A 24713-nucleotide genomic window follows, 5' to 3' on the forward strand; every position below is an offset into this window, starting at 1 on the left:
CCGCGGTGGGTAAGCACCTCGACCGGACCCGATCGATCTTCGGGTCGGACACCCGCGGCATGCTCGACGGCGGCCGACACGCGCTCCTGCACACCCGCACACTGGATTTCGACGAACTGCGCCCGTATGTCCCCGGCGACGACGTCCGCGACATCGACTGGAAAGCCACCGCGCGTTCGGGTGAGGTGCTGATCAAGAGGTTCGTCTCCGAGACCCACCACAAGGTGCTGCTGGTCGCCGATGCCGGGATCAACATGACCGCGCTGACACCGAGCGGAGAACGCAAGTGCGACATCGCCACCCACATCCTGGGCGCGATCGGGCTGATCACCCTGGGTCGCTCCGACGAGATCGGCATGGTCTACGGAGACGCGCGCGGCAGCATCAACGTCCGTCTCCGCCGAGGTGAGAACCACGTGGAGAACATGCTGGCGCGCTACCACGACCACCTGTCCGGCCAGCAGGGTGCCAGCGACATCGTCTGCCAATTGACCTATGTGGCAGACCATTACCGGCACACCATGCTCGTCGTGATGGTCTCCGACGAGCCGGACCCGACACCCGAACTCGAGGCAGCGCTACAGCGCCTGGCCGGTCGCCACGACCTGCTGTGGGCGATGGTCGCCGACCGCTCCGCCGCCGAGGACGGCGGGTTCGACGTGGCCAGCGGGCGGCCCGTCCTCGGTTTCGCCGCCGCCGATCCGAGGGTGGTTGCCGCGTATCGGCGCGCGGAGCAGCACCGCGCGGCGCGCACCACCGAGTTACTGAATCGGCACGCGATCGCGCACACCACGATCACCTCGAGCAAAGGCATCCGGACCCACATCGCCGGTCTGACGAGGGTGGGATCGCGTGCAGGATGATCTGCTGCGGTTCGTGGGCGGTCCCCCCGGATACTCGCCGTGGTGGCTGGTTCTCGGCGTCCTTCTGCTGGCCCTCGTCATCTGCTGGTACGCAACCGTTTTCGTGGCCACTATGCCGTCGCAGCGGTTGCGTCGCATCCCGGTGATCCGCGACCTGCACGCCCGTGTGCTGCGTCACCGGTATGAGCGCACCGTGGCATCGATCGGTCGGCGGCACCGCGCCGGTGAGCTGTCCGACGCACAAGCCGGCGCGGAGCTCAGCAGCGCGTTGCGCAGCTTCCTGCACCAAGCCACCGGCCAACGCGCGCAGTACATGCATGTCCGCGCGATCGCGATGAGCGAGAACCGCACGGCCGCACCGTTGCTCGATACGTTGGAGTCCGCGCGGTTCGACCGGACCGCAGAGGTCGACGTGGCACGGCTGGCCGACGAGACCGGGGAGTTGATCCGCTCGTGGCGCTGACGTGGTGGCCGGTGGCGGCCACAGGGGCGGTGCTGCTGATCGCGGCGATCGTCATCGGCTACCTGTGGCCGACGAAACGCTCGGCCCGACACCGGATCCCCCTGGCCAACACGCACCGGCTGACGCGGCTGCCCGAGTACCGAACGGTGGTACGACGTCAGCTCCAGTCCACGGTGATGGTGTTGGCGCTGGCGGTCCCGCTGTTCGGTGCGCTCGTGTGGGCGAGCGCCCGTCCGACCGCAGCGGTGGACGACGAGGCCGGCGCCGAGCGACGGGCCGACATCATGCTGTGTGTCGGGCAACCGGTCACCGACGCCACCAGCGGCAGCTTCCTCGGATACTTCGCGCGTCAGGTCGGCGCCTACGCCGCCGACCGAATCGGGCTGACCTCGGTGAACCGCCGGGTGATCCCGATGACCCGCGACTACCAGCTCGCCGCGGGGCGCCTCGGGGAGTACGCCCAAGCCGCTCAACTGCAGGCCGAGGCGGAAGCCGGGACGTTGGGTGCCGCGGGTGCTGTGACCCTGCGGTCGCGGACATCGTCGTTCGCGCCGACCGTGGAGTACGACGATTACGCCCCGACCGTTGCCGATGTCCTGGCGTTGTGCCTGACCGGTTTTCCCGACTTCGAGCGCCCCGGCGACGTCCCGCGCTCGGTGCTCTACCTCGGACCCGGCGAACTGCGCGCACCCGACGACGACCGTCCGTCGCTGTACGGCGGCGACGAGGTCGTCGACATGGCCCGGCGGGCCGGGGTACGGGTGGACGCCGTGGCGACCCCCGGACGTCCCACCGAGACGCTGAGCTCGGTGGCCTCGGCGACCGGCGGGCAGTTCGTGCGCGCCGATCCCGAGCAGTTGACCGATGCACTCGATGCGATCCTGACCGACCTCCGGGAGCCCGATGAGGCCACCGAGCGCCGGGACTCCCCCGGTCCGGCGCTGCTGGTGGCGCTGGCCGCCGGCGCCCTGCTCGGTGTCGCTTTGTTGGCGGCGCGCCGATGACCTTCGATCCTGTTGCCCCCGCGCCCGCGCTGGCGGTGCTGGCCGCGGTGCTCGTCGTGCTGCGGTTGGTGGCGTTGTGGCCGGCGAGATCCGCGGGCCGGGAGTCGCTCGCACGGTGGGCGGCGATGACGGTCGCGCTGATCCTGGTGCTGCTGGCCGCATTTCGGCCCGGCAGCGGTGCGGTCGAGGACACCGAGCACTCCGCGACCGCAGGCGGCGGCACGAATGTGTTCTTCGTCGTGGACCGTTCGGCGGATTCGGCGATTGCAGATTTCGGTGCAGCGCCGCGGATGTCGGGGATGCGTGCCGACATGACCGCTCTGATGGAGGCCCATCCCGACGCCCGATTCTCGGTGATCTCGTTCGCGGCACGGCCGGCGATCGACTGGCCGCTCTCTGCCGACACCTGGAGCCTGGCACCCATGCTGGACGCGCTGAGCCCGTACCCCGGCGAGCAGGCAGAGGCACCCAATCCGGTTGCGGCGGCCACCGTCCTGCGCTACCAGTTGATCGCCGCCGGACAGCAGTATCCAGGTGCGGACAACCTGGTCTACTACTTCGGTTCGGGCGCCGAGCAGGCGCAGACTCCGCCGGGCGGGTTCGAGTCCGACGGCGTGGACGGCGGCGCGGTGTTCGGGTACGGCACTGCGGCGGGACGAGATCGCTTGTCCGCCATCGCTGATCAACTCGGGGTTCCGTTCTACGCCCGCTCGCCCGGCACCGAGCTGCCGCAGGGGCAGGACCGCGCACCGGTCGCCGCGGCACCGACCGCTGCGTCGCAGGAACGGCGCACGGAGTTGTACTGGCTGCTGACGATGGCTGCGGCGGTGCTATTACTCGGCGAGATCACGCTGTCGGTGCGCGACCTGCGACGGGCCCGCGCCACCGGACGGGAGGTGCGCGCATGACACCCGCCCGGCTGCGGCTGCGGCGCCGACTGCTGATCGGATCGGCGGTGCCGATGCTGGTGGCCGTTCTGGTGGCGGTGAAGCTGATCTCGATGGTGGTCGCGGGCTCTGCCGCACAGCGCGATTTCGCGGCCGGACGCGCCGACGCGATGGCCACAGCCGTCGGTGTCCTGCAGGTGTTCGACGTCATCGAGCCGGGCACCACCGCGTTCGCCGCCGGTAGCCAGGCCGTCCTCGATCAGCGACTCGACGTCGCCGACGGCTACTTCTCCGAGGCGCTGGCGCGCACCGCCGCCGACGCGTCGTGCCCGGTACGCGTCAACCTGATGCTGGTGCGGGAACGCCGAGGTGACATCGACGCGTGGGAGGCGCGCATCGACGCAGCGCGTGATCAGTACCAGTCGGCGCTGACCGTGATCGCCGAGGCCCCCGCAGGATGCTTCGCCGGCAATGACGACACCGATCCGCAGCGACGGGCGGTACGAGCGGACGCGTCCGCTCGTATCACCGCCAAGCTCGCGGCTCTCGGTTCGGTGGCACCCCTCACGCCACCGGTACCGACGCCTCCGCCCGCCGCTGCGACGGCTCCCCCAGATATCGGTGTCGATGATCCCGACGCGCCCCGCCAACGCCAGCTGTCGCCCGACACCGAGGATCCGCTCGAGACGCTGCGTCGCGTGCTGCGCGACGCAGCCGGCGCTTAGCCGCGCGCGGTGCCGTTCCAGTACTCGACGATCTTCCCGTTGGCGATGCGCATCATGTCGTTGCCGGTGTAGCGGGCCGGTCCGCCGTCGGTGGATCCGGTACCGATCCACCGGCGCCCACCAGGTCACCTTCCTGGAACGGGCCGACGTCGAGGACGAACTGCAGTTCCTTGAGGGTTTCGCGGGTCTGGTCGACCACCGACTGCAGTTCGGCGGGGCCGCGGACATCCCGGTTGGGCCAGTGGCCGACGAAGTCGTCGGAGACGAGCTCAGCGGCGGTGCAGCGACCGCTCCACAGCTCGTTCAGCCAGCGCCGGTACAACACCTTGTGCACCGAAGGAGGCCTGACACTGCTGACATTTCCGTGACCGCTGTACGCCCTCGGGCGGTTCATCACCTGCCGATCGCTCATGCAGCTTGGGTTACCCATTCGTTACACAACTAAGCATCAAAGGTTTGCCGAGCAAACCTCGAACTTTGCCTGAATCAGGGTCCGACCACTCGTAAGAAGCGGGGTGACCAGTGTTGATACCGGTCAGGATCTATTTTTGGGCGGTTTCGGAGAGTCGGCGCCACTGGATTTCGGGGTAGCTTCACCGCGCAGCCGAGCCTGCAGCTGGTCCTTGTCACGGCGGCGGCGTTCGTCCCACTCGGCGATGCCGGCCGTCGCACGGCGGCGCAGCGGCGCGAACAACCAGATCCCCAGGGGCAGCGCGATGACGATCGCGAACAGCAAGGCCACCACCAACGGAAACTCGTCCACGCCGAACAACTTTCCGGCCCCGAGGATCAGCGCGGTGAGTGCCACCACGAGCAGCAGTCGGGCGGCCGTGTAGGCCAGGACGTCGATGAGCAACCGGGATGTCGGGCGTGGGTCGTCGGACACGGTCCGAGCCTACCGACGGTGCGTATTATTGACACCAAGGAGGTTTTTGGTGGCGTACTTGCTCCTGATGCTCGTCTTGGCCGCAGTCGTCTATGTCGGCTGGCGAATGACCCGGATGGCGGCGAACAGACCGCGCACCCGGGTGATCGGCCCTGACGATGATCCGGATTTTCTGCGGCGGATCACTCCGCGCGACGATCAGCCGCGGTCCTGACCCGGGTCCGGGAATCCGGCTGCGACCACCGCTGCGAGTTCCAGGAGCGCCGTCCGTGTATCGCGGCGCAGACGATCGAGACTGATCTCGGCCCCCTCCTCGAGGTGCGGATCGAACGGCACGATGCACACCGCCCGACAGCGCCGGGAGAAGTGGTCCACCACCTTCTTGATGTCGACCTTGCCGCCGCCCCGTCCGCTACGCGGCCGAACACCGTTGATCACCGCGATCGCGTTGCGGACCATGTCCTCGTGACCGTGGGCGTCGAGCCAGTCCAGGGTCGCTGACGCGCTGCGCGCCCCATCCACCGAGCCCGAACTGATCACCACCAGCGCGTCGACGCGCTCCAGCACACCCGACATCACCGAATGCACCATCCCGGTGCCGCAGTCGGTGAGCACGACGCTGTAGTAGCGCTCGAGCAATTGCACCGCGCGGCTGTAGTCCTGCGCGCTGAAGGCCTCCGACACCGAGGGGTCGCTCTCGGAGGCCAGCACCTCCAGCCTGCTGTCCCCCTGTGAGGTGTACTGCCGGACGTCGCTGTAGGCGTTGATCCCCTCGGCGTCGCGGAGCAGGTGCCGGATGGTCGCCGGGGTCTCCACCGGCACCTTCTGGCTGAGCGTCCCACGGTCCGGGTTGGCGTCGACGGCGATGACCCGGTCCCCGCGGATCGAGGCGAACGTCGCGCCCAGCGTCGCGGTGATGGTGGTCTTGCCCACCCCGCCCTTCTGCGACAGCATCGCGACGCGGTAGCAGCCGCGTACCGGGCGGGCCACCTGCGCGGTCAGCGCTTCGCGGCGCAGCACCTTCGGGCTCTCGCCGAGGTTGATCAACCCGGCCGAACCCTTGTACAACCACCGTCGCCAGCCCTCCGACGGGCCGCGGCGCGGCGCGCCCAGCAGCGCGGCGGTGCTGAGGTCCACCGGCGCGGGGAGGTTCGCCGGCACCGGCCCGGGCAGACCCTGCGGTGGGGTGGGCGGGAGACCCTCGGGCGGTGTGGGCGCGGACCACTCGGCGGGGACGACCTCCATGGGGTCCCGGAACCGTTGCTGCGCACGGAAACTGGTCACTACGTCGGTCACCGGTCGATCCCCCACGTCAGCAGTCCGTCTCGGCAGTCCTCAGGCACTCCACCCGGTGGCCGGCTCAGCCGACGCCTGCATACGAGTGCAGACCCACGGTCACCAGGTTGATGAAGAACAGGTTGAACACCATAGCGATGAAACCGGCGACGTTGATCCAGGCGGCCTTGCGGTCGCGCCATCCCGCGGTCGAGCGGGCGTGCAGGTAGGCGGCGTAGAGCACCCACGCGATGAACGACACCGTCTCCTTGGGGTCCCAGCCCCAGTACCGGCCCCAGGCCTCCTCGGCCCAGATCGCGCCGAAGATGACCCCGAACCCGAACACCGGGAACGCGAAGATCGTCGTGCGGTAGGCGATCCGGTCGAGCAGCTGCGCATCAGGCAGCTTGGCCACCAGCCGAGCCACCGGGTCGGTGCGGTCGGGCTGACCGAAGCGCGACATCTTCAGCAGGAACAGCAGGCTGGCGACGCCCGCGACCAGGAACACCCCGGAGCCGAGGCTGACCACCGACACGTGGATGGGCAGCCAGTAGGACTGCAGCGCAGGCATCACCGGCGCGGCGTGCGAGTAGAGCCACTTGCCGGACACGGTCAACAGGATCAGCACCGGCACCAGAACGAACACCCACAGCGACCGGTACTGCGGTTTGCGCAGCACCACCGCGGCGGCCACCAGCCCACACCAGCAGGTGAGGTTGATGAATTCGTACATGTTGCCCCACGGCACCCGCGAGGTGGACAGACCGCGCAGCACGATGCACGCGAGCAGCGCCGCGATCCCCACGTAGGTCAGGGCGACACCGCTGGAACCGATCCGCTCGTCGAAGGGGCGGCGTGGCGCGTCGACGACGACGCCGGGCCGGGCGTCGTCGGCCGCGACACCGGCGTTGACCAGTTCGCGGCTCTCGACCTTGCGGCTGCGGCTGTAGGCCAGTTCCACGGCGAACAGCAGCAGCGCGGCCAGCAGGATCAGCACCGACGAGGTGAACGCCCAGTCGGAGTAACGGGCCAGCCCGATGTCGACGGTGGTGCTCATGCGCGATCTGCCTTCTTCTCGTCCTGCCGGGAGGCGTCGGTGGCGGTGCCGACATCGGCCAGCAACCGCTCGGTGAGCCGCTCGAACTCGTCACCCCAGCCGGAGTTGTCGGTGCGGGCCAGCCCGCCCAGCTCGACGTTCACGGTACCCGGCGAGACCGGCGACAACCGAACCCAGATGCGTCGCCGCCGGATGATCAGCGAGACGAGCAGCCCGCCCATCATCGTCATCGAGAACACGAGCACCCAGATCTGGGCGGGGTCGTGGGAGACCTGCAGGTTGACGAACGGCACGGCCCCGTCGAACCGCACGACGGTGCCGTCGTCGAGGCGGGTGTCCTCGCCGGCCTTGAGGTTCACCCGGGCCATCTTGGTCAGGCGGCCCTGGCCGATCATCCGCTCATCCAGGGTGAACAGCGATTGCGGCCGGCCGGTGTCCAGGCCGCTGTCGCCCTTGTAGATGTCGACGGCGACGGCGGGGTCGTTCATCTCCGGGAAGCTCGAGGACAGCAGGGTGCCGTCGAGCTGGGCGGTGGGCGCGAACAAACCTTGGATGGCGATCTGGTTGCGGCGGCGTTCCCGGTCGTCGGTGTAGGTGCCACCGGGCGGGTCGAAGCGCATGGCGCCCGACGACAGGAACGTGATCTGGTCCTCGGGTCGCCACTGCAGCGTCTGCGTGCGGGTCTGGCCGTCGGGGAAGGTCACGGTGAAGGTCGGCGCGTAGCCGTGGCCCTGCAGGTAGACGCGGTCGCCGGCGACGCGCAGCGGCTCGTTGACCTTCAGCAGATAGGGCTGCCAGGTGCCGGTCTGCAGATCGTCACCGGCCTGGTACTCGATGTCTGCCTGGAATCCGACGGCCTGCCCGCTCTCCAGATAGGTGGCCTCGAAGTCGTTGACGCGCACACAGATCGGGTACAGCGAGGTCCCGTCGACGGTGTTGCCGGCGCGGAACGAGTCGAACGCGGCCGGGGAGGCCGAGCAGAAACCGGGGCCGCCGTCGGCGACGACGATGACGTTTCCTTCGTAGCTGAACATCTTGCCCGCGGCGATAGCGACGAGCAGCCCGAGCAGCGAGAAGTGGAAGACGATGTTGCCGAACTCGCGCAGGTAGCCCTTCTCCGCGGAGATCTCGATGGTGTCGATTTCGTCCGTCCGGCGGGTGGTGCGCCGCCACCCGCGCAGCCGGGCGTCGACCGCGGCGGCGATGGCGTCGGTGTCTGTGCCGGTGATCTGCGTCTCGTGGTGTTTCGGGAGCCGCGCGAGGTTGCGCGGTGCGGGCACCGGGACGGCGCGGAGGCTGCGGACGTGTTCGATCAGACGTGGTGTCAGGCAGCCCACCAATGACACGAACAGCAGGACGTAGATCGCGGTGAACCAGAAGCTGGAGAACACGTCGAAGGCCTGCAGCCGGTCCAGCCACGGGCCCAGCGTCGGGTGTTCGTCGAGGTAGTCGGCGACCAGGGCTTCGTTGAGGCTGCGTTGCGGCAGCAGTGCGCCCGGGATCGCCGCCAGCGCGAGCAGGAACAGCAGCACCAGCGCGGTGCCCATCGACGTCAGCGTCCGCCAGGTGTTACGTATCAACGCGAGCAGACGCGAAAGCCCCCTGTTGGGCCGCTTGGCGGGGGTTTTCACGTCTGCTCGCGGAGAGGAGGTGACCATCAGATGGGGAGCCTGACGTCGCTGACGAAGGCGTCGCGGATCCACGACACGAAGTCGTTCCACAGGCCGGTGACCAGGGCGGTGCCGACGACGATCAGCAGGATGCCGCCGAAGATCTGGATGGTGCGGGTGTGGCGGCGCAGCCAGCCCAGCCCGTCGACCGCCCGCGAGGACCCGAACGCCAACAGCACGAACGGGATACCCAGGCCCAGACAGTAGGCCAGCACCAGCACGATGCCGCGGGCCACGTTGGCCCCCTCGGTGGCCGAGGCCACGGCGATCACCCCGGTCAGCGTCGGGCCCAGACACGGCGTCCAGCCCAACGCGAACACCGCACCCAGCAGCGGGGCACCGGCGAGCGTGGAGATCTGCCGCGGCGCGAACCGGGTATCGCGCTGCAGCATCGGCACCAGACCGATGAACACCAGGCCCATGAAGATGGTCACGACGCCGCCGATGCGTTGCAGCAGCAGCTGATTGGTGATCAGCGTGGTCGTCATACCCAGCACCGCGACGGTGCCCAGCACGAACACCACGGTGAAACCGGTGACGAACAACGCGGCAGCACCGGCCACCCGTAGCCGGGAACGGCGCACCGCAAGGGTGCCCGATGTGTCGGCACTGCCGACGGGTGCGGGCTGGTCCTGCACCCCGACGACGGCGGCCAGGTACGACAGGTAGCCGGGCACCAGAGGCACCACGCACGGTGAGGCAAAGGACACCAGTCCGGCCAGCACGCTGACCGCCAGCGCCAGCAGCAGCGGTCCGGTGGCGGTCAATTGGTCGAGCTGATCGAGATTCACTGCTCTGCGGCCACCCGTTCGACGACCGGCTGCAGGTCCTCGGCGAGCAGTTCCCGCAGGAACACCGCCGCGACGCGATGGGATCGGTCGAGCACCACGGTCGACGGGATCACGGTGGTCGGATAGCGGCCGCCGAACGCGATCAGCGTGCGCATCGACGGGTCGTAGATCGACGGGAAGGTGACCCCGCGGTCGATGATGAAGTCACGTGGGGCGTCGATGTTGTTGTCGCGCACGTCGATACCGAGGAACGCGACACCGCGCTCGCGGGTGGCGTCGTAGACCTGTTGCAGTTCGGTGATCTCGGTGCGGCACGGCCCGCACCATTGGCCCCACACGTTGATGACCACGACCTGGCCGGCGAAGTCGTCGAGTGAGATGGTCCTGTCGGTGTCCATCAGGTCCGGACCCGACAGTGGCCCGGGCTTGCCGCGGTCCTGCGGTGGGTCGTAGAAGATGTCGGTCTTGCCGCCGGGGGCGACGAACTCGAAGGTGCCGCCCTGGGCGACGGCACCGGAACCGGTGGAGCAGCCGGCGAGCACGAGGGTGGTCACGCACGCCGTGACCAGCGCGCGCCAGAGAACCACCGATCTGTTCACTGCCCGGCCAACTCCGCATACCCCCAGCCGACGCATTCGTCGTGGTGGAAGTAGAACGACGTCACCGACGCCAGGTTGCACATGCGCCGCGTCGGAAAGTGATGCAGCGGGCGGCCGGTCATGGCGCGGCGCAGTGTCTCCACCGGCAGCTGGTGGCTGACGCAGACGGCCTCGTGTCCGGCCGCTTCCGCGCGGGCCCGATGCAGCGCGCGCTGCATCCGGGCGGCGATGTCGTGGTAGGGCTCCCCCCACGACGGAGTGCGCGGGTTGCGCAGATGCCACCAGTTGCGCGGGTCGCGCAGCGCGCCGTCGCCCGGCGAGACCCGCTGTCCCTGAAACACGTTCAGCGATTCGATGAGCTCGTCGTCGGTGGCCACGGGAACGCCGTGCCGTTCGGCGATGGGTGCCGCGGTCTCCTGCGCCCGTTCCAGCGGCGAGGCCACCACATAAGTGATGTCGCGGTGGGCCAACCACTCGGCGACCGCCTTGGCCTGCGCCTGTCCGCGATCGGAGAGGTGGTAGTCGGGCAGACGCCCGTAGAGGATCTGGTCGGGGTTGTGCACCTCGCCGTGGCGCATCACGTGCACGACGGTCCTGGTCATGTCGCTCATGCGGATTCCCTGGCCTCGGCGGCGGCGCGTGCCGCGCCCGGCAGGGCGGCGGCGATGCGGTCGAAGGCGTCGTCGTCCAGTGCTGTTGAGACGAACCAGGTTTCGTAGGCGCTCGGCGGCGGGTAGACACCCGCGTCGAGCAGGGCGTGGAAGAACGCGGGGAACCGCCACGTCTCGGTGGCCCGGGCCGACTCGAAGTCGGTGACCGGCTGGTCACCGAAGAACACGCTGAACATGTTTCCCGCCCGTGGAATCTGATGTGCCACACCGGCTTCGGTCAGCGCGTTGTCGATCAGCGCGACCAGACGGTCGGCGTTGGCATCGACGGTGGCGTAGGCGGTGTCGTCGGCGGCGCGCAGCGTGGCCAGCCCGGCGGCCATCGCCACCGGGTTCCCGGACAGGGTGCCGGCCTGATAGACCGGGCCCAGCGGTGCGAGCCGACCCATCACCTCGGCGGACCCGCCGAACGCGGCGGCGGGCAGCCCGCCGCTCATCACCTTGCCGAACGTGAAGAGGTCCGCCTCGACGGGATCGAGGCCGTACCAGCCGGCGCGGCTGACCCGGAAGCCGGTCATCACCTCGTCGACGATCAGCAGCGCACCGTGCTCGGCGGTAATGCGGCGCAGCGCGGCGTTGAAACCGGGCCGCGGCGGCACGGTGCCCATGTTGCCGGGGCTGGCCTCGGTGATGACGCACGCGATGTCGGGACCGGCCTGCTCGAACACCTCGGCGACGGCGGCTTCGTCGTTGTAGGGCAGCACGATGGTGTCGGCCGCGGCGGCGCCGGTCACCCCGGGTGACGACGGCAACCCGAGCGTGGCCACGCCCGAACCGGCGTCGGCCAGCAGCGCGTCGCTGTGGCCGTGGTAGCAGCCGGAGAACTTCACGATCTTGGGCCGGCCGGTGTAGCCGCGGGCCAGCCGGATCGCGCTCATCGTGGCCTCGGTACCGCTGTTGACCAAGCGCAACCGTTCCACCGGGGCGACCCGGTCGATGATCTCGCGGGCCAGCTCGGACTCCGAGGGGGTCGGCGCGCCGAACGACAGCCCGTCGGCGGCCACCCGCTGCACGGCCTCGACGACGGCAGGGTGCGCGTGGCCCAGGATCATCGGGCCCCACGAGCACACCAGGTCGACGTAGGTGTTGCCGTCGGCGTCGGTGAGCTCGCAGCCCTTGGCCGACGTGATGAAGCGGGGGGTACCGCCGACCGAGGAGAACGCGCGCACCGGGGAGTTGACTCCGCCCGGGATCAGGGCGGACGCGTCGGCGAACAGTTTCGCGGACGCGTCGGTTCTGCTCATGCCGACCAGTGTCCCAGCCGGGCCGACGCCGTCAACTACAGGGTGTAGTGGTAGAGGTCACCGACGCCGGGGGTTCAGGCCATCAGCGCCTCCCCCAGCGTCTGCCCTGGCTGGACCCCCGGCAGGATCGCGAAGGTCGCCGAGCCGATCGTGGTGATCCACGGATTGAGCCCGTCAGACTCGGCCAGCCGCTGCTGCACCGGGACGAACTGCGTGGCCGGGTCCTTCTGATAGGTCGCGAAGAGCAGCCCGCTGTCGGTGGTCTGCCCGGGTGAGGGCGGGTCGTCGTAGTTGTACGGCCGGCGCAGGAACCGCTCGTCCTCGGTGCGGTGCCGCGCGCGGGCGATGTGCGAGTTGGGCGCGATGACCGGGATGCCGCCGACGTTGGCCTCGAAGTCGGGTTCGTCGGTCTCGACGTCCCCGGTCAGCGGAGCGCCGTCGGACAGGCGGCGCCCGACGACGAGCTCCTTGGCGTCGCGGTCGAGCTCGTCCCAGGTGTCCATGACCGCCCGGATGCGCCGCAGCACCAGCACGGTCCCGCCGGCGAACCAGGGTTGGTCCGACCCGTCGTGCCAGACGTGGCGGTCGAACTCCTCCTCCGTGCGCAGGTTCACGGTGCCGTCGACCTGACCCATCAGGTTGCGCATGCTGCCGCCCGGCGCCGTCGCCCCGTGAGCGTTGCGGAACCCGCTCTGGCGCCAGCGCTGCCGGGTCATGGTGCGGACGTTCTTGAGCATCACCCGGCCGGCGTGCGCGATCGCGACCGGGTCGTCGGCGCACAGTTGCAGCAACAGGTCGCCGGCGGACCACCGCGGCTCCAGTTGGTCGGTGGCGAAGGCCGGCATCTCGGTGACCGCGCCCGGTCTCCGGTGGGCCAGCCCGGTGCGGTCGAACACCGACGGTCCCAAACCGACGCTCACGGTCAGCCGGGCCGGGTTTTCGGCGAGCTCGGGTTCGGTGTCGGCCAGCGCCGGTTGCCCCTGGGTCAGCCGCTGCGCGTCGGACGTCCACAGCCGCAGGATCGCCTCCAGGGTGTCGTGGGCGGTGCGGTTTCCGGCCGGGGCCAGATCGAGGGCGACGAACAGCGCGTGCGCCTGCGGGACGGTGGCAACACCTGCCTGGTGGCGGCCGTGGAACGGCTCGACGGCACGACCGAACTCGCGAAAACCTTCGGTGGCTGCTGCGCCGGCGCTGGTGCACCCGGCGGCAAAGCCGGCGCCGGCCAGCGCGGCGGCACCCCCGGCGACGAAGCGCCGCCGGTTGACCGCGGGAAAACGTGACTTACCCATGGTGGTGGTGCGCACCGCCCTCCGTCTCGGTGTCGGGACTGTATTCCTCTCCGCCACCGGCGAAGTCGCGAATCTGAGCGGTCACCGGCAGCGTCGATCCGTCCTCGAACTCCAGCGTCACCGTGATGTCGGCGCCCGGAAGCAGCGGCTGCGTCAGGTCCATCAGCATCAGGTGGTCGCCACCGGGGATCAGCTCCCGCGTCTCACCTGCGGGCACGGTCAGTCCACCGTCCTTCTCCCGCATCATTTTTCCGCCCAGCTCGTCGGCCACGACCTCGTGGATCTCGACGTGTCCGGCCTGCGGTGAGCTTCCGCCGACGATCTGCGCGTCACGGCCGCCGGTGTTGGCGAGGCTGCCGAAGACTGCCGCCATGCCGGTCTCCGCGGCGTTGGCCCACTGGTTTTCCATGGTGACGGTGTCGGCCATCGGCTGCGCCGGCTGCTCTTCTGAGCTGCAGGCCGACGTGCCGACGAGTACGACGGCCAGCGCGCCGACGGTCAGGAATCGAATTCTCTTGTGCATCTACTTATTTCCTTTCTGAGGCATTGGAAGACCGGCGGCGGCTGATCACAGCTTCGGCGGCGAGTACGACCAGCAGGGAGATGCCGAACACCGGGAAGATCACCCCGAGAACGACCGCTGCGACGACCAGCGCGACGAGTGCGCGTTTGGGCATCGGAGAGCCGGCCGGTGTGGGCAGGCCGGCGCTGCCGGCCGGGCGGCGCTTCCACCACATCGCCAGGCCGGTGGCCACGCTGCCCAGCACCCCGAGGCAGGCGATCGTGGCGAGGATGCGGGTGAGGACGCCGTACTGGTGGCCCATGTGCATCGCGATGCCGAAACTGGTGAGCTTCGACAGTGCCCCGTCCTGCGCGGCCGTGGCGTTGGTGATGGTTCGGCCGGTGAACTGGTTGAGGTAGAGGGTGCGCTGTTCGGACAGTTTCTGCGGCCAGGCGTTGACGACGGTGTAGCTGCCGTACACCGGCTCCACCGGGTCGGTCACATCCGACGGCGGGATGATCGCGTAGCCGGGCACCATGTGCTCACCCTTGGCGATCCGGTCGATGTCCTCAAAGGGAAGCCGCTGCGGGACAGCAGTATTCGGCGCCGAGGCGTACACCGGGTCGTCGGTGGCGGCCCATGCGATGCGGCGGCCCAACCGGTCGTAGTCGCCCAGTTGCGCGGGCGTCGACGGGGCGTCGACCTGGGTGGACGGGGCGACCGTGGACGAGAACGCGCGCCAGTTCTCGCCCCAGTACCGCGACCAGGTCATCCCGGACAGGACGTAGCCGATCAGGATCACCGCGACGACGACTCCGGTCAGCGCGTGGATGGCGCGCCACCGGATCCGCCCGCCCTGTCGCCACCGCACCCGCAGTAGCGGTTTGGTGGCTTCGATCGCCCGGGGCCACCACAGGTAGATCCCGGTGGCCAGCAGCACCAGGATCCAGATGGCCGTCAGCTCCATCCAGAGGTTGCCGATGCCCACGGGGATGGTGGCGTCGGGGTAGGCGGTCGGGTTGATGAGATGGCCCAGAGACGGAAGTTGCAGCGTCGGTGCGTCATTGCCGAACATCCGATGGATCTGGTTGGCCCAGCCGACCAGCCCGGACAGTTCGCTGCGCTGGCCCAGGTACCGACCGGTGTAGGGGTCGATGAACACCTGCGTGACGTTGCCCTCGGCTGCGGGGTATTGCTGTGCGTCCGCAGGCAGGAAGTCGACGCGGGTCGAGCGCCCCGGACCCGCCGGGGGTGTCACCGCGTCGAGGGTGTGATCGGCGCCGACGTGCTGTTGGGCGATGGCGATCTGAGCGTCGAGTGACACCGTGTCGCTCGCCTGATCGACCACGAACAGGTCGCGGTGCAGCCAGTTGTCGAGCGGTTGGCTGTAGAGGATCACCAGTCCCGAGCATGCGAGGACGATCAGTGCGGGGGCGGCGAACAGCGCCACCCAGAAGTGCATTCGCCAGATGCGCTGCAGGACGGCGGTGTTGCCGCCTCGGGTGGAGGGCTTCGAGATCGGTGGAGCGCTCATCGGCGTCTCCGGAGGGCAGGTACGGGAATGGGAAGACCAAAGGTCACGGTGAAGTTCTTTCGCCGAGAAGTCGTGGTGCGGAGCGCGACCTGTGCTGTGGGTGCCGCGGACGACGCCCAGGGGTCAGCGCACGAGCACCGCGCGTGTGGCGCGGTGTGACAGAAGCAGTTTCGCAGCCGCTATACGGCCGGGATGAGGGCGACGCGGGGCGGTGCGCGCATGCCCAGACCGGTGGCGCACAGCGCCGACCGCACGAAAGACGGGCGTGGTTCGGTGTCCTGACGCGGCGCGGCGGGCAGCCGGCGAGCCGCGGCGAACAGGCGCAGCCAGCACAGCACCGAGACACACACCACGTATAGGTATTCGGCGGCAGTGATCACGGCTCCGAGCAGCACGGCTGCGGCGAGGTGAGCAGCCGCCATCGACCACGACATCCCGAGCCCGCTGTGGTGGTGGGTCGCGGCGGCGACCAGCGTGAGGTGGCCGAGGGCCTGGGCGGCGGCGAGCGCACCGATGACGGTCAGCAGCCGCAAACGGCGCCCGTCCAGGGCGGCGCCGGCCAGCGCGGCTCCGACCACCGCGCAGACCAGACCCACCACGATCAGCGCCGGGCCGGACGGTACGTGTCCGCCGGCGCCGGTGTGGGCCCCGCAGGTGGCCACCGTCGAGCATGCACCGACCAGCGCGCCACGCAACCAGCGCGCACGGGACCTCGGTGTGCTCACGTCATGGACCATACCGGGGCGCTACTAGGAGTCCGGTCGTGCTCTCACCCGAAGATCCCCGGCGGGATCGCCGGCACCCGGTTGAGAGCCGCCTCGTCGACGCGGACATTGAGCACCCCGAGTCGACCCGTTCCCAACGCGCCGACCTCGTCGACGGCAGCGAGGAAGCGCTGCTGCTCGGCAGGATCGACGATGCCGTCGGCCAGGGTGGTGAACTTGTCGCGGTACTGCTGCCGGGCGAACGGCCGCGCGCCCAGCGGGTGGGCGTCGGCGACGGCGAGCTCGTCGCTGATGACGTCACCGTTCTTCAGCGTCACGACCGCCTCGGCGCCGAACGCTTTCTCCGCGGGGTCGTTGGAGTGGTAGCGCCGGGTCCACTCCGGGTCCTGGACGGTGGAGATCTTGCGCCACAGGTCGATGGTGTCGGGCCGGTGTGCCCGTTCCGGCGCGTACGACGTCTCGTGATGCCAGACCCCGTCCTGCAGCGCGACCGCGAAGATGTACATCACCGAGTGGTCCAGTGTCTCCCGGGAGGCGTCCGGGTCGAACTTCTGCGGATCGTTGCTGCCGGTTCCGATGACCACATGGGTGTGATGGCTGGTGTGCAAGACAATCGACTCGATCTGGTCGAGATCGCCGATGCGCTCACGCATCCGGCGGGCGAGGTCGATCGGTGCCTGGCTCTGGTACTCGGCGGAATGCTCTTTCGTGTAGCTGTCCAGGATCGCGCGTTTGGGTTCGCCGGGTTCGGGCAGCGGGACCTGGTAGGTGTGCTCGGGTCCGGCCAGCATCCAGGCGATCACGCCGTCCTCGCCCTCCCAGATCGGCGCCGGCGATCCTTCACCGCGCATGGCGCGGTCGACGGCTTCGATGGCGACCTTGCCCGCGTGGGCGGGGGCATACGCCTTCCAGGAGGAGATCAGTCCCTTGCGGGACTGCCGGGTCGCGGTGGTCAGATGCAGCGCCTGACCGATCGCGGCGTAGATCGTGTCGGGATCCAGCCGCAGCATGGTCCCCAATCCGGCTGCGACAGAGGGGCCCAGGTGCGCGACGTGGTCGATCTTGTGTTCGTGCAAGCAGATTCCGCGGACCAGGTCGATCTGGATCTCGTAGGCGGTGGCCAGGCCGCGGGTCAGGTCGGTGCCGCCGACGCCGAGTTGCTGCGCCACGGCGACGAGCGGGGGGATGTTGTCACCCGGGTGGGAGTAGTCCGCGGCCAGGAAGGTGTCGTGAAAATCCAGCTCCCGGACGGCTACGCCGTTGGCCCAGGCCGCCCATTCGGCGGAATAGGTGCCGTCGACGCCGAAGACCGCCGCACCGGTCCGGGTCCGATGCGCCTGTGCCTGCGCCCGGGCGACCGCAACGGGTCGACGCGTGACCGCGGCCGCCGACACTGCCGCGTTGTCGATGATCCGGTTCTGCACCATCTCCCCGACGTCGGCGTCGACCGGAACCGGGTCGGCCGCGACTTGGGCGATCTTCCAGGCCAGGTGTTCGTCGCGCGGGAAGTCCTCGGCGCTGCGCCGGGTGCGGACGTCGTGCTCACGCATGCTCCGCACGGTACGCAGAACCGATCAATGCCGCGCGCGCCAGGGTTTCCTCGGCCATCTTCACGTGCGCGGCGTCGACCAGTACGCCTTCGACGCCCACCGCGCCGCGGCCCTTCTCCTCGGCTTCCCGATAGGCCTTGACATTGCGTTCCGCACGGGCGATTTCGTCGTCGGTGGGTGCGTACACCGCGTTGGCGATCGGCACCTGGTCGGGATGGATCGCCCACTTACCGGTGTAACCCATCAGTGAGGACCGGCGCGCGTCACGCTCGTAGCCCTGCAGGTTCTTGTAATCCGGGTACGGCGAGTCGATCGCGTCGATGCCGGCGATGCGCGCGGCGACCATGATCTTGTTGCGGGCGTACACCCAGAAGTCGCCGGGGTACTCGCCCAGCGGGTCGAAGTTGGTGTCCACCCGGGCGCCCTGGGACAGCGAAAAATCCCCGACACCGAAGATCAGGGCGTCCAGGCGTGGGCTGGCCACGGCGATCTCCTCGGCATTGGCCAGACCCTCGACCTCCTCGATGAGCACCTCCAGGCGGATCTCGCGCTGCAGACCGAGTTTCGCTTCGAGCTGGGTCAGCAGCACGTCGACCCACCAGACGTCGCGTGCCGTGCGAGCCTTCGGGATGACGACGGTATCGAGGTTCTCTCCCGCCTCGGTCACCACCTCGATGAGGTCGTCGTGGCACCACGGCGTGTCCAGGCCGTTGATGCGGATGGCGCGAGCCGTGTGCCCCCAGTCGAGCTCGTTGAGGGCTCTGATGGCCTTGGCGCGGGATTCCACCTTGAATGCCGGTGGGACCGCGTCTTCGAGGTCCAGGAAGACCAGGTCCGCGCCGCAGGAGGCGGCTTTGTCGAACATGTTGTCGTTGCTGGCCGGTAAGGCGAGCTCAGAGCGGCGCAATAAATCGGTCATCGAAATTCCTTCGGGGTCAGAGCACGCCGCGGGCGCGCAGGTCGTCGATTTGAGAAGTGTTGAGGCCCAGCAGTTTCCCGTAGACCTCGTCGTTGTGTTCGCCGAGCGGCGGGCCGAGATGGTCGATCCGGCCGTCACTTTCGGAGAAGCGCGGTACCGGCGCCTGCACGGTCATCCGGCCCAGCTCGGTGTCGTCGACGCTGACGAACACACCGCGGTGACGAAGTTGGGCGTCGGCCACCAGATCTACGATGTCGTAAACCGGGGCGGCGGCGACCTCGGCCGCGTCGAACACCGCCATCGCCTCGGCGAGGGTCTTGGTGGCGACCCACTCGGCCACCACCGCGTCCACCTCGCGGGCGCGGGCCAGCCGTCGCTGCGGATCGGAGAAGTCGGCATCAGAGACGAGGTCGGCCCGGCCGATCGCGGTGAACACGCGCAGTGCCAGCGCCGGCGAGCTTCCCGACATCGCCAGCCACTTGCCGTCGGCGGTCTGATAGGTGTTGCGCGGGGCGGAGATGTCCCACCGGTTCCCGGCCCGCCGCGGCACCAGTCCGAGTTGGTCGTAGCCCAGCAGCGTCTGCTCGAGCAGCCGCGCCAACGGGTCGATCAGGTTGATGTCGATCAGCTGTCCGCCGCCGCCGTGGACGTCACGGTGGTAGAGCGCCATCAGTACGGCGTACGCGGCGTTCAAGGATGCGACGCCGTCGGCCAGCATGAACGGCGGCAGGGTCGGTGGGCCGTCGGCCTCGCCGGTGAGGTGGGCGAACCCGCTCATCGCCTCGCCGAGGGTGCCGAATCCGGGTCGCTGCGCCTTGGGCCCCGACAGTCCGTACCCGGTGATGTGGAGCATGACGATTCGGTCGTTGACACCACGCAGCGTGTGGTAATCCATGTGCCAGCGGCTCAACGTCTGGGGCCGGGTGTTGACCACAACGACGTCGGCTTGCTCGACGAGCCGGTGCGCCAGCGCCTGACCCTCGTCACCGCGCAGGTCGAGTGTGACGGATTTCTTGTTGCGGGACACCGATTTCCACATCAGGCCGACACCGTCGCGCTGATTGCCCCAGGACCGTATCGGGTCGCCGTGACGCGGTTGTTCGACCTTGATCACCTCGGCTCCGAACTCCCCGAGGTAGGTCGCGGCCAGCGGGGCGGCGGCCAGGGTCGCGAAGTCGAGAACCCGCACCCCCTCGAGCATCTGCCGCGAGGCCATCAGGCGGTGGCGCCCATGCCGGTGGCCACGGGACGATCCAGTCCCAGATGACCGCGCAGCGTCGAGGCCTCGTAGGCGGTGCGGAACAGTCCGCGTCGCTGCAGCTCGGGCACCACCATGCGCACCACGTCCTCGAACGCTCCCGGCATGTGCGTCGCGGCCAGGACGAACCCGTCACAGGCCTCGGCCTCGAACCACTCGGCCATCTGGTCAGCGACCTGCTCCCCGGTACCGACGAACCGCGGTCCCTGCAACAGGGTGGCGCGGTGCCCGGCGAGGTCGCGGATGGTCACGGTGTCGCCGCCGATGTGTTTGCGGATGTTCTGCACCAAGCCCCGGATACCGGACACCGACGCGATGAGCTCGTCGGTGATCGGGTCGTCGAGGTCGTGCTGCGCGAAGTCGTGGTTCATCAGCTCCGACAACAGCGTCAGCGAGGCCATCGGGTCGACGAGGTCGTGCAAGAACATCGCCTCGCGTTCCTTGGCGTGTGACTCGCTCTCCCCGACCACCGCGTAGGCCATCGGGCAGATCTTGACCTTGGCCGGGTCGCGGCCGGCGTCGGCGATGCGGGCCTTCTGGTCGGCGTAGTGCTCGGCGGCTATGGCCAGTCCGGGGTCGCCGGTGAAGATCAATTCGGCCCAGCGCGAGGCGAAGTCGCGGCCGCGGCCGGAGGATCCGGCCTGCAGGATGACCGGTCGTCCCTGCGGCGTCCGCGGCACGGTCAGCGGCCCTCGCGCGGAAAAGTACCGCCCGGTGTACCCCAGTTCGCGCACCTTGCCGGGGTCCGCGTACAGGCCGCCGGCACGGTCGTGCAGGACCGCACCGTCCTCCCAGGTGTCCCACAAGCCGGTGACGACGTCGAGGAATTCGTCGGCGCGGTCGTAGCGCTCGTCGTGGCCGAGGTGGGCGTCCACGCCGAAGTTCTGTGCCTCGCTGTCGTTGACCGACGTGACGACATTCCAGGCCGCCCGGCCACCGGAGAGGTGGTCCAGAGTCGCGAAGGTGCGCGCGACGTGGAACGGCAGGTAGTAGGTCGTCGAGTAGGTGGCACCCAATCCGATCCGTGAGGTGGACTGGGCCAACACCCCGAGGATGACGCTGAGGTCGAGCTTGACGGGGCGTGCGCCGTAACGCACGGCCTCGGCGACCGAGCCCCCATAGATTCCGGGCATCGCCAACCGGTCGTCGAAGAACATCAGGTCGAAGCAACCTTCTTCTAGCTGTCGGCCGACCTTCGCGTAGTACGAGGCGTCCAGGTAGCCGTGCTCGGTGGCGGGGTGGCGCCACGAGCCGGCGTACACCGAAGTGCTTCCGGCCTGCATGAAAGCCACCAGGGACATCTTGTCGGTGCGTCGCTGAGCCATAGTCTGGAATCTAACATTTGATATATCAGGTATCAAATGTGAAGTGTGTCATGTTGCTAAACTCCGACCATGACGGGAGCGGTCGACATCGGCGGGACGGTCCGCGAACGCGCCGCCCGCGAACTGCGCGATCGCATCCTCACGGGGGCTCTGCCCGCGGGAAGCCGCATCGATCTCGACGCGATCACCGAGGAATTCGCCACCAGTCGCACCCCCGTGCGCGAGGCCCTTCTGGAACTCTCCTTCGAGGGTCTGGTCCGGGTGGCCCCCCGCAGTGGCATCACCGTGATCGGGATCAGCCCTGCCGACGTCCTGGACAGCTTTACGATCCTCGGCGTGCTCACCGGTCAGGCCGCGGCGTGGGCCGCCGAGCGGGTCAGCTCCGAGGAACTGGCCCACCTGCGCGAACTCGCCGCCGGTGTGGCCGCGCATTCCGGGGACGATGCGATCGGCGAGGCGAATTGGTTGTTCCACCAAGCCATTCACCGTGCAGCGCACTCGCCGCGACTGATGACCCAGATCAAACAGGCCGCGCGCGTCGTGCCGACCAACTTCCTGGTGCTGTTCCCCGAGCACGAGAAGCACTCGCTGTCCGAACACGAGGAACTGCTCGAAGCACTCGAGCGGCGCGACGGCGACCACGCGCGCGCCATCGCCGAACGGCACGTCCTGGAAGCGGGTCGCTCGCTGGTCGAATGGCTGGACCGGCGCCGGGCCGACGAGTCGGCGAGGCGGCCCGAAGCGCGATAGAGGTACGCTGCTGGCGCAGCTGGTTTGACCGGCGCGGCCTCTTCGCGAGAACCGCGTCGGACATCGAGCGCCGCACGCTGACACAGGTGCGGACGCGAGAGGGAACCCGGTGAGAATCCGGGACTGTCCCGCAGCGGTATGCAGGAACGACCGCCGTCACACGCACTGGCCCTTCACGGGCTGGGAAGCGACGGCCAGTAGGTGCACGAGATGTCGTGCGCGCCTGCGAGTCCGAAGACCTGCCGGCTGTACCGGGCGCGCCGCGTCCGGTGGTTCATCGCCTCGTGGAGTGGGCGTCGGCCGAAACGGACACCGCTGGGTGCTCCGTGCTCGGTCCGGCGTCCGTCGGCGATGACCTCCCGTCGCACCAACAGGACATGTGATGACCGAAGTTCACCCGTTCACCGCCACCATCCTCGGTTCGCCGCGCATCGGCCCCAACCGTGAGCTCAAGCGCGCCGTCGAAAAGTACTGGGCCGCAGCCCTCGACCGCTCCGAGCTGGAAACCGTCGCCGCAGAGATCCGGCGCAACACCTGGGCGTCGCTCAGCGCGGCCGGCCTGGACTCCGTGCCGGTGAACACCTTCTCCTACTACGACCAGATGCTCGACACCGCGGTGCTGTTCGACGCGCTGCCCGATCCCGTCGCGGGGGTGAGCGACGAACTCGACCGCTACTTCGCCGCCGCGCGCGGGGGGACCTACGACGGCGCTGACATCGCGCCGCTGGAGATGACGAAGTGGTTCGACACCAACTACCACTACCTCGTTCCCGAGATCGGTCCGGACACCCGGTTCCGCTTGAACCCCAGCAAAGTGCTGAGCGAACTGGAAGAAGCTCGGGCGCAGGATATTCCGGCGCGGCCTGTGCTCATCGGACCGATCACGTTCCTCGCACTCAGCAAGGCGGTCGGCGACACCGGTGTGCCGCTGGACCGGCTCGCCGACCTCACCGTCGTCTACGCGGAACTTCTCGCCCTGCTCGCCGAGCGGGGCGTGGAGTGGGTCCAGATCGACGAGCCCGTGCTCGTCACCGACACCCTTGACGATGTCGCCGGCCTGGTCCAGCAGACCTACGACACACTCGGTCGCTCGGCCGCTCGACCCGCGATCTTCGTGGCGACCTATTTCGGCCACCTGACCGATGCCCTACCCGCGCTGGCCGACACGCCCGTGGAGGCGATCGGCGTCGATCTCGTCGCCGGATCGGCCACGGCGGTGGCGGCGGTTCCCGCGCTGACGAACAAGACCGTCGTCGCCGGCATCGTGGATGGTCGCAACGTCTGGCGCACCGATCTGCAGGCCGCGCTGACCACCGTTGCGTCGCTGCGGGATTCGGTCGGGACACTGGCCGTGTCCACGTCGTGCTCGACCCTGCATGTTCCCTACACCCTGGATGCGGAAGACGACATCGACGCGGACTTGCGCAGCTGGCTGGCGTTCGGATTCGAGAAGGTCACCGAGGTCGTCGCGCTGGCCCGCGGGCTCAGGGACGGCCGCGACGCCATCGCGGCCGAGATCGCCGCGTCCGACGCCGCGATCGCGTCCCGCAGCGCGGATCCCCGGCTGAACAACGCCGACATACGGTCGCGGCTGGCCGCGATCTCCGCGTCGGGCACCCGCCGCGGCGCACCCGACCGGCGTCGCGCCGCACAACAGGAACGGCTGCAGCTGCCCTCCCTGCCCACCACGACGATCGGTTCGTATCCGCAGACGTCGGCGATCCGGGTGGCCCGCGCCGAACTCCGGTCGGGCAAGATCGATGCCGCCACCTACGAGCAGCGGATGAAGGACGAGATCGCTGCGGTCATCAAGCTGCAGGAGGACCTGGGTATCGACGTGCTGGTGCACGGCGAGCCGGAGCGCAACGACATGGTGCAGTACTTCGCCGAGCAGCTCGACGGGTTCTTCGCCACACAGAACGGCTGGGTGCAGTCCTACGGCAGCCGGTGCGTGCGGCCACCGATCCTCTACGGCGACGTGGCCCGCCCGAAGCCGATGACCGTCGAATGGGCGACGTTCGCCCAGTCGCTGACGTCGCGTCCCATCAAAGGCATGCTGACCGGACCGGTGACGATCCTCGCGTGGTCGTTCGTCCGCGACGACCAGCCGCTTTCCGATACTGCAGCACAGGTGGCGCTGGCGATCCGCGAAGAGACTGTGGACCTGGAGTCCGCCGGCATCGGCATCATCCAGGTGGACGAGCCCGCGCTGCGTGAACTGCTGCCGTTGCGCGCGAAGGACAAGGACGCTTACCTGAAATGGGCGGTCGACGCGTTCCGGCTGGCGACCTCGGGGGTAGCCGATTCGACCCAGGTGCACACCCACCTGTGCTACTCGGAGTTCGGCGAGGTGATCGGCGCCATCGCCGATCTGGGCGCCGACGTGACGTCGATCGAGGCGGCCCGGTCTCACATGGAGGTGCTCGACGACCTCAACGCGGCGGGCTTCGGCAACGGCATCGGTCCCGGCGTCTACGACATCCACTCGCCGCGGGTGCCCACCACCGAGGAAATGGTGACATCGCTACGGGAAGCGTTGAAAGCTGTTCCCGCCGAACGACTCTGGGTCAACCCCGACTGCGGACTGAAGACCCGGAAGACCGACGAGGTGACCGAGTCGCTGCGCAACATGGTGGCTGCGGCCAAGCAGATCCGCGACAGCGCGTAGTCGGCGAGGTGGCGACCGTGAGCCACACGGCCACGGTCGCCGCGCCCGGCGTGGGCGACGT

General features: G+C 68.9%; 24 protein-coding genes, 1 pseudogene and 1 riboswitch. Of the genes and pseudogenes, 8 read left to right on the forward strand and 17 right to left on the reverse strand.

All coding sequences use genetic code 11. The features are described 5' to 3' along the window. Positions 1-5 precede the first annotated feature (5 nt). Genes ACAG25_RS22970 through ACAG25_RS22990 form a run of 5 tightly spaced genes read left to right on the forward strand, consistent with a single transcriptional unit; the run spans position 6 to position 3942 of the window. Entirely contained in the window at positions 6-863 is an 858-nt protein-coding gene (locus ACAG25_RS22970) for a DUF58 domain-containing protein (RefSeq protein WP_370490788.1), read from the forward strand. Continuing rightward, entirely contained in the window at positions 853-1326 is a 474-nt protein-coding gene (locus tag ACAG25_RS22975) for a hypothetical protein (RefSeq protein ID WP_370490789.1), read from the forward strand. Before ACAG25_RS22970 ends, ACAG25_RS22975 begins: the two co-directional genes overlap by 11 nt. Further along, a complete protein-coding gene (locus ACAG25_RS22980; protein WP_370490790.1) occupies positions 1317-2330 on the forward strand; it encodes a hypothetical protein in 1014 nt (337 codons plus the stop codon). Before ACAG25_RS22975 ends, ACAG25_RS22980 begins: the two co-directional genes overlap by 10 nt. Continuing rightward, positions 2327-3238: a VWA domain-containing protein gene (locus tag ACAG25_RS22985; protein WP_370490791.1), complete on the forward strand. Its 912-nt coding sequence runs from the start codon at positions 2327-2329 to the stop codon at positions 3236-3238. The genes ACAG25_RS22980 and ACAG25_RS22985 overlap by 4 nt, the downstream gene beginning before the upstream one ends. After that, positions 3235-3942, forward strand: a complete 708-nt coding sequence (locus tag ACAG25_RS22990; protein ID WP_370490792.1) for a hypothetical protein — start codon at positions 3235-3237, stop codon at positions 3940-3942. Before ACAG25_RS22985 ends, ACAG25_RS22990 begins: the two co-directional genes overlap by 4 nt. Here ACAG25_RS22990 and ACAG25_RS22995 read toward each other — a convergent pair. Then, positions 3939-4354, reverse strand: a pseudogene (locus ACAG25_RS22995) (ester cyclase). The gene ACAG25_RS22990 and the pseudogene ACAG25_RS22995 sit on opposite strands and share 4 nt — an antisense overlap. A gap of 123 nt (positions 4355-4477) precedes the next feature. Continuing rightward, on the reverse strand, positions 4478-4828 hold the full coding sequence (locus tag ACAG25_RS23000) for a DUF4229 domain-containing protein (RefSeq protein WP_370490793.1): 351 nt from the start codon (positions 4826-4828) through the stop codon (positions 4478-4480). A gap of 49 nt (positions 4829-4877) precedes the next feature. Between ACAG25_RS23000 and ACAG25_RS23005 the strand changes: the two genes are divergently transcribed. Continuing rightward, a complete protein-coding gene (locus ACAG25_RS23005) occupies positions 4878-5042 on the forward strand; it encodes a hypothetical protein (protein WP_370490794.1) in 165 nt (54 codons plus the stop codon). Here ACAG25_RS23005 and ACAG25_RS23010 read toward each other — a convergent pair. The 15 genes from ACAG25_RS23010 to ACAG25_RS23080 form a co-directional block, all read right to left on the reverse strand. Further along, entirely contained in the window at positions 5027-6073 is a 1047-nt protein-coding gene (locus tag ACAG25_RS23010; protein WP_370490815.1) for a MinD/ParA family protein, read from the reverse strand. The two genes, ACAG25_RS23005 and ACAG25_RS23010, sit on opposite strands and share 16 nt — an antisense overlap. Before the next feature lie 115 nt (positions 6074-6188). Further along, positions 6189-7160, reverse strand: a complete 972-nt coding sequence (ccsB, locus tag ACAG25_RS23015; RefSeq protein WP_370490795.1) for a c-type cytochrome biogenesis protein CcsB — start codon at positions 7158-7160, stop codon at positions 6189-6191. Then, positions 7157-8707 (reverse strand): cytochrome c biogenesis protein ResB, encoded by a 1551-nt coding sequence (locus tag ACAG25_RS23020; protein ID WP_370490816.1) that lies wholly within the window; start codon positions 8705-8707, stop codon positions 7157-7159. The genes ccsB and ACAG25_RS23020 overlap by 4 nt, the downstream gene beginning before the upstream one ends. 110 nt (positions 8708-8817) lie before the next feature. Next, the gene (locus ACAG25_RS23025) at positions 8818-9621 is read right to left on the reverse strand and encodes a cytochrome c biogenesis CcdA family protein (RefSeq protein WP_370490796.1); all 804 of its coding nucleotides are present in this window, start codon (positions 9619-9621) and stop codon (positions 8818-8820) included. After that, positions 9618-10220, reverse strand: coding sequence for a TlpA disulfide reductase family protein (locus tag ACAG25_RS23030; protein WP_370490797.1), 603 nt, complete (start codon positions 10218-10220; stop codon positions 9618-9620). The genes ACAG25_RS23025 and ACAG25_RS23030 overlap by 4 nt, the downstream gene beginning before the upstream one ends. Then, a complete protein-coding gene (locus ACAG25_RS23035) occupies positions 10217-10822 on the reverse strand; it encodes a histidine phosphatase family protein (RefSeq protein ID WP_370490817.1) in 606 nt (201 codons plus the stop codon). The genes ACAG25_RS23030 and ACAG25_RS23035 overlap by 4 nt, the downstream gene beginning before the upstream one ends. A 5-nt stretch (positions 10823-10827) precedes the next feature. Next, a complete protein-coding gene (gene hemL, locus ACAG25_RS23040; RefSeq protein ID WP_370490798.1) occupies positions 10828-12132 on the reverse strand; it encodes a glutamate-1-semialdehyde 2,1-aminomutase in 1305 nt (434 codons plus the stop codon). 74 nt (positions 12133-12206) lie between these two features. After that, positions 12207-13421 carry a Dyp-type peroxidase gene (locus ACAG25_RS23045; protein WP_370490818.1) on the reverse strand — a complete coding sequence of 405 codons (1215 nt, stop codon included), beginning with the start codon at positions 13419-13421 and terminating at the stop codon, positions 12207-12209. Beyond that, positions 13414-13944 carry a copper chaperone PCu(A)C gene (locus ACAG25_RS23050; RefSeq protein ID WP_370490799.1) on the reverse strand — a complete coding sequence of 177 codons (531 nt, stop codon included), beginning with the start codon at positions 13942-13944 and terminating at the stop codon, positions 13414-13416. The genes ACAG25_RS23045 and ACAG25_RS23050 overlap by 8 nt, the downstream gene beginning before the upstream one ends. A gap of 4 nt (positions 13945-13948) precedes the next feature. After that, positions 13949-15457 carry a PepSY-associated TM helix domain-containing protein gene (locus tag ACAG25_RS23055; RefSeq protein ID WP_370490800.1) on the reverse strand — a complete coding sequence of 503 codons (1509 nt, stop codon included), beginning with the start codon at positions 15455-15457 and terminating at the stop codon, positions 13949-13951. Between the two features lie 179 nt (positions 15458-15636). After that, positions 15637-16182: a hypothetical protein gene (locus tag ACAG25_RS23060; protein ID WP_370490801.1), complete on the reverse strand. Its 546-nt coding sequence runs from the start codon at positions 16180-16182 to the stop codon at positions 15637-15639. Between the two features lie 44 nt (positions 16183-16226). After that, complete coding sequence (gene prpD / locus ACAG25_RS23065; RefSeq protein WP_370490802.1) at positions 16227-17732, reverse strand: 2-methylcitrate dehydratase PrpD; 1506 nt, start codon at positions 17730-17732, stop codon at positions 16227-16229. Beyond that, positions 17725-18651, reverse strand: coding sequence for a CoA ester lyase (locus ACAG25_RS23070; RefSeq protein WP_370490803.1), 927 nt, complete (start codon positions 18649-18651; stop codon positions 17725-17727). Before ACAG25_RS23070 ends, prpD begins: the two co-directional genes overlap by 8 nt. Positions 18652-18667: 16 nt before the next feature. Beyond that, a complete protein-coding gene (locus tag ACAG25_RS23075; RefSeq protein ID WP_370490819.1) occupies positions 18668-19852 on the reverse strand; it encodes a CaiB/BaiF CoA transferase family protein in 1185 nt (394 codons plus the stop codon). 14 nt (positions 19853-19866) lie between these two features. Then, positions 19867-21234: an LLM class flavin-dependent oxidoreductase gene (locus ACAG25_RS23080; RefSeq protein WP_370490804.1), complete on the reverse strand. Its 1368-nt coding sequence runs from the start codon at positions 21232-21234 to the stop codon at positions 19867-19869. A 69-nt stretch (positions 21235-21303) separates the two neighbouring features. On the opposite strand from ACAG25_RS23080, the gene ACAG25_RS23085 reads away from it, so the two are divergent. Both ACAG25_RS23085 and metE read left to right on the forward strand, forming a co-directional pair. After that, complete coding sequence (locus tag ACAG25_RS23085; RefSeq protein ID WP_370490805.1) at positions 21304-21984, forward strand: GntR family transcriptional regulator; 681 nt, start codon at positions 21304-21306, stop codon at positions 21982-21984. A 67-nt stretch (positions 21985-22051) separates the two neighbouring features. Then, positions 22052-22246: riboswitch (cobalamin riboswitch) on the forward strand. A gap of 120 nt (positions 22247-22366) precedes the next feature. Then, a complete protein-coding gene (metE, locus tag ACAG25_RS23090) occupies positions 22367-24652 on the forward strand; it encodes a 5-methyltetrahydropteroyltriglutamate--homocysteine S-methyltransferase (protein WP_370490806.1) in 2286 nt (761 codons plus the stop codon). Positions 24653-24713 lie beyond the last annotated feature (61 nt).

Origin of the sequence: Mycobacterium sp. pV006 (genome assembly GCF_041287115.1) — a bacterium.
GTDB lineage: Bacteria > Actinomycetota > Actinomycetes > Mycobacteriales > Mycobacteriaceae > Mycobacterium.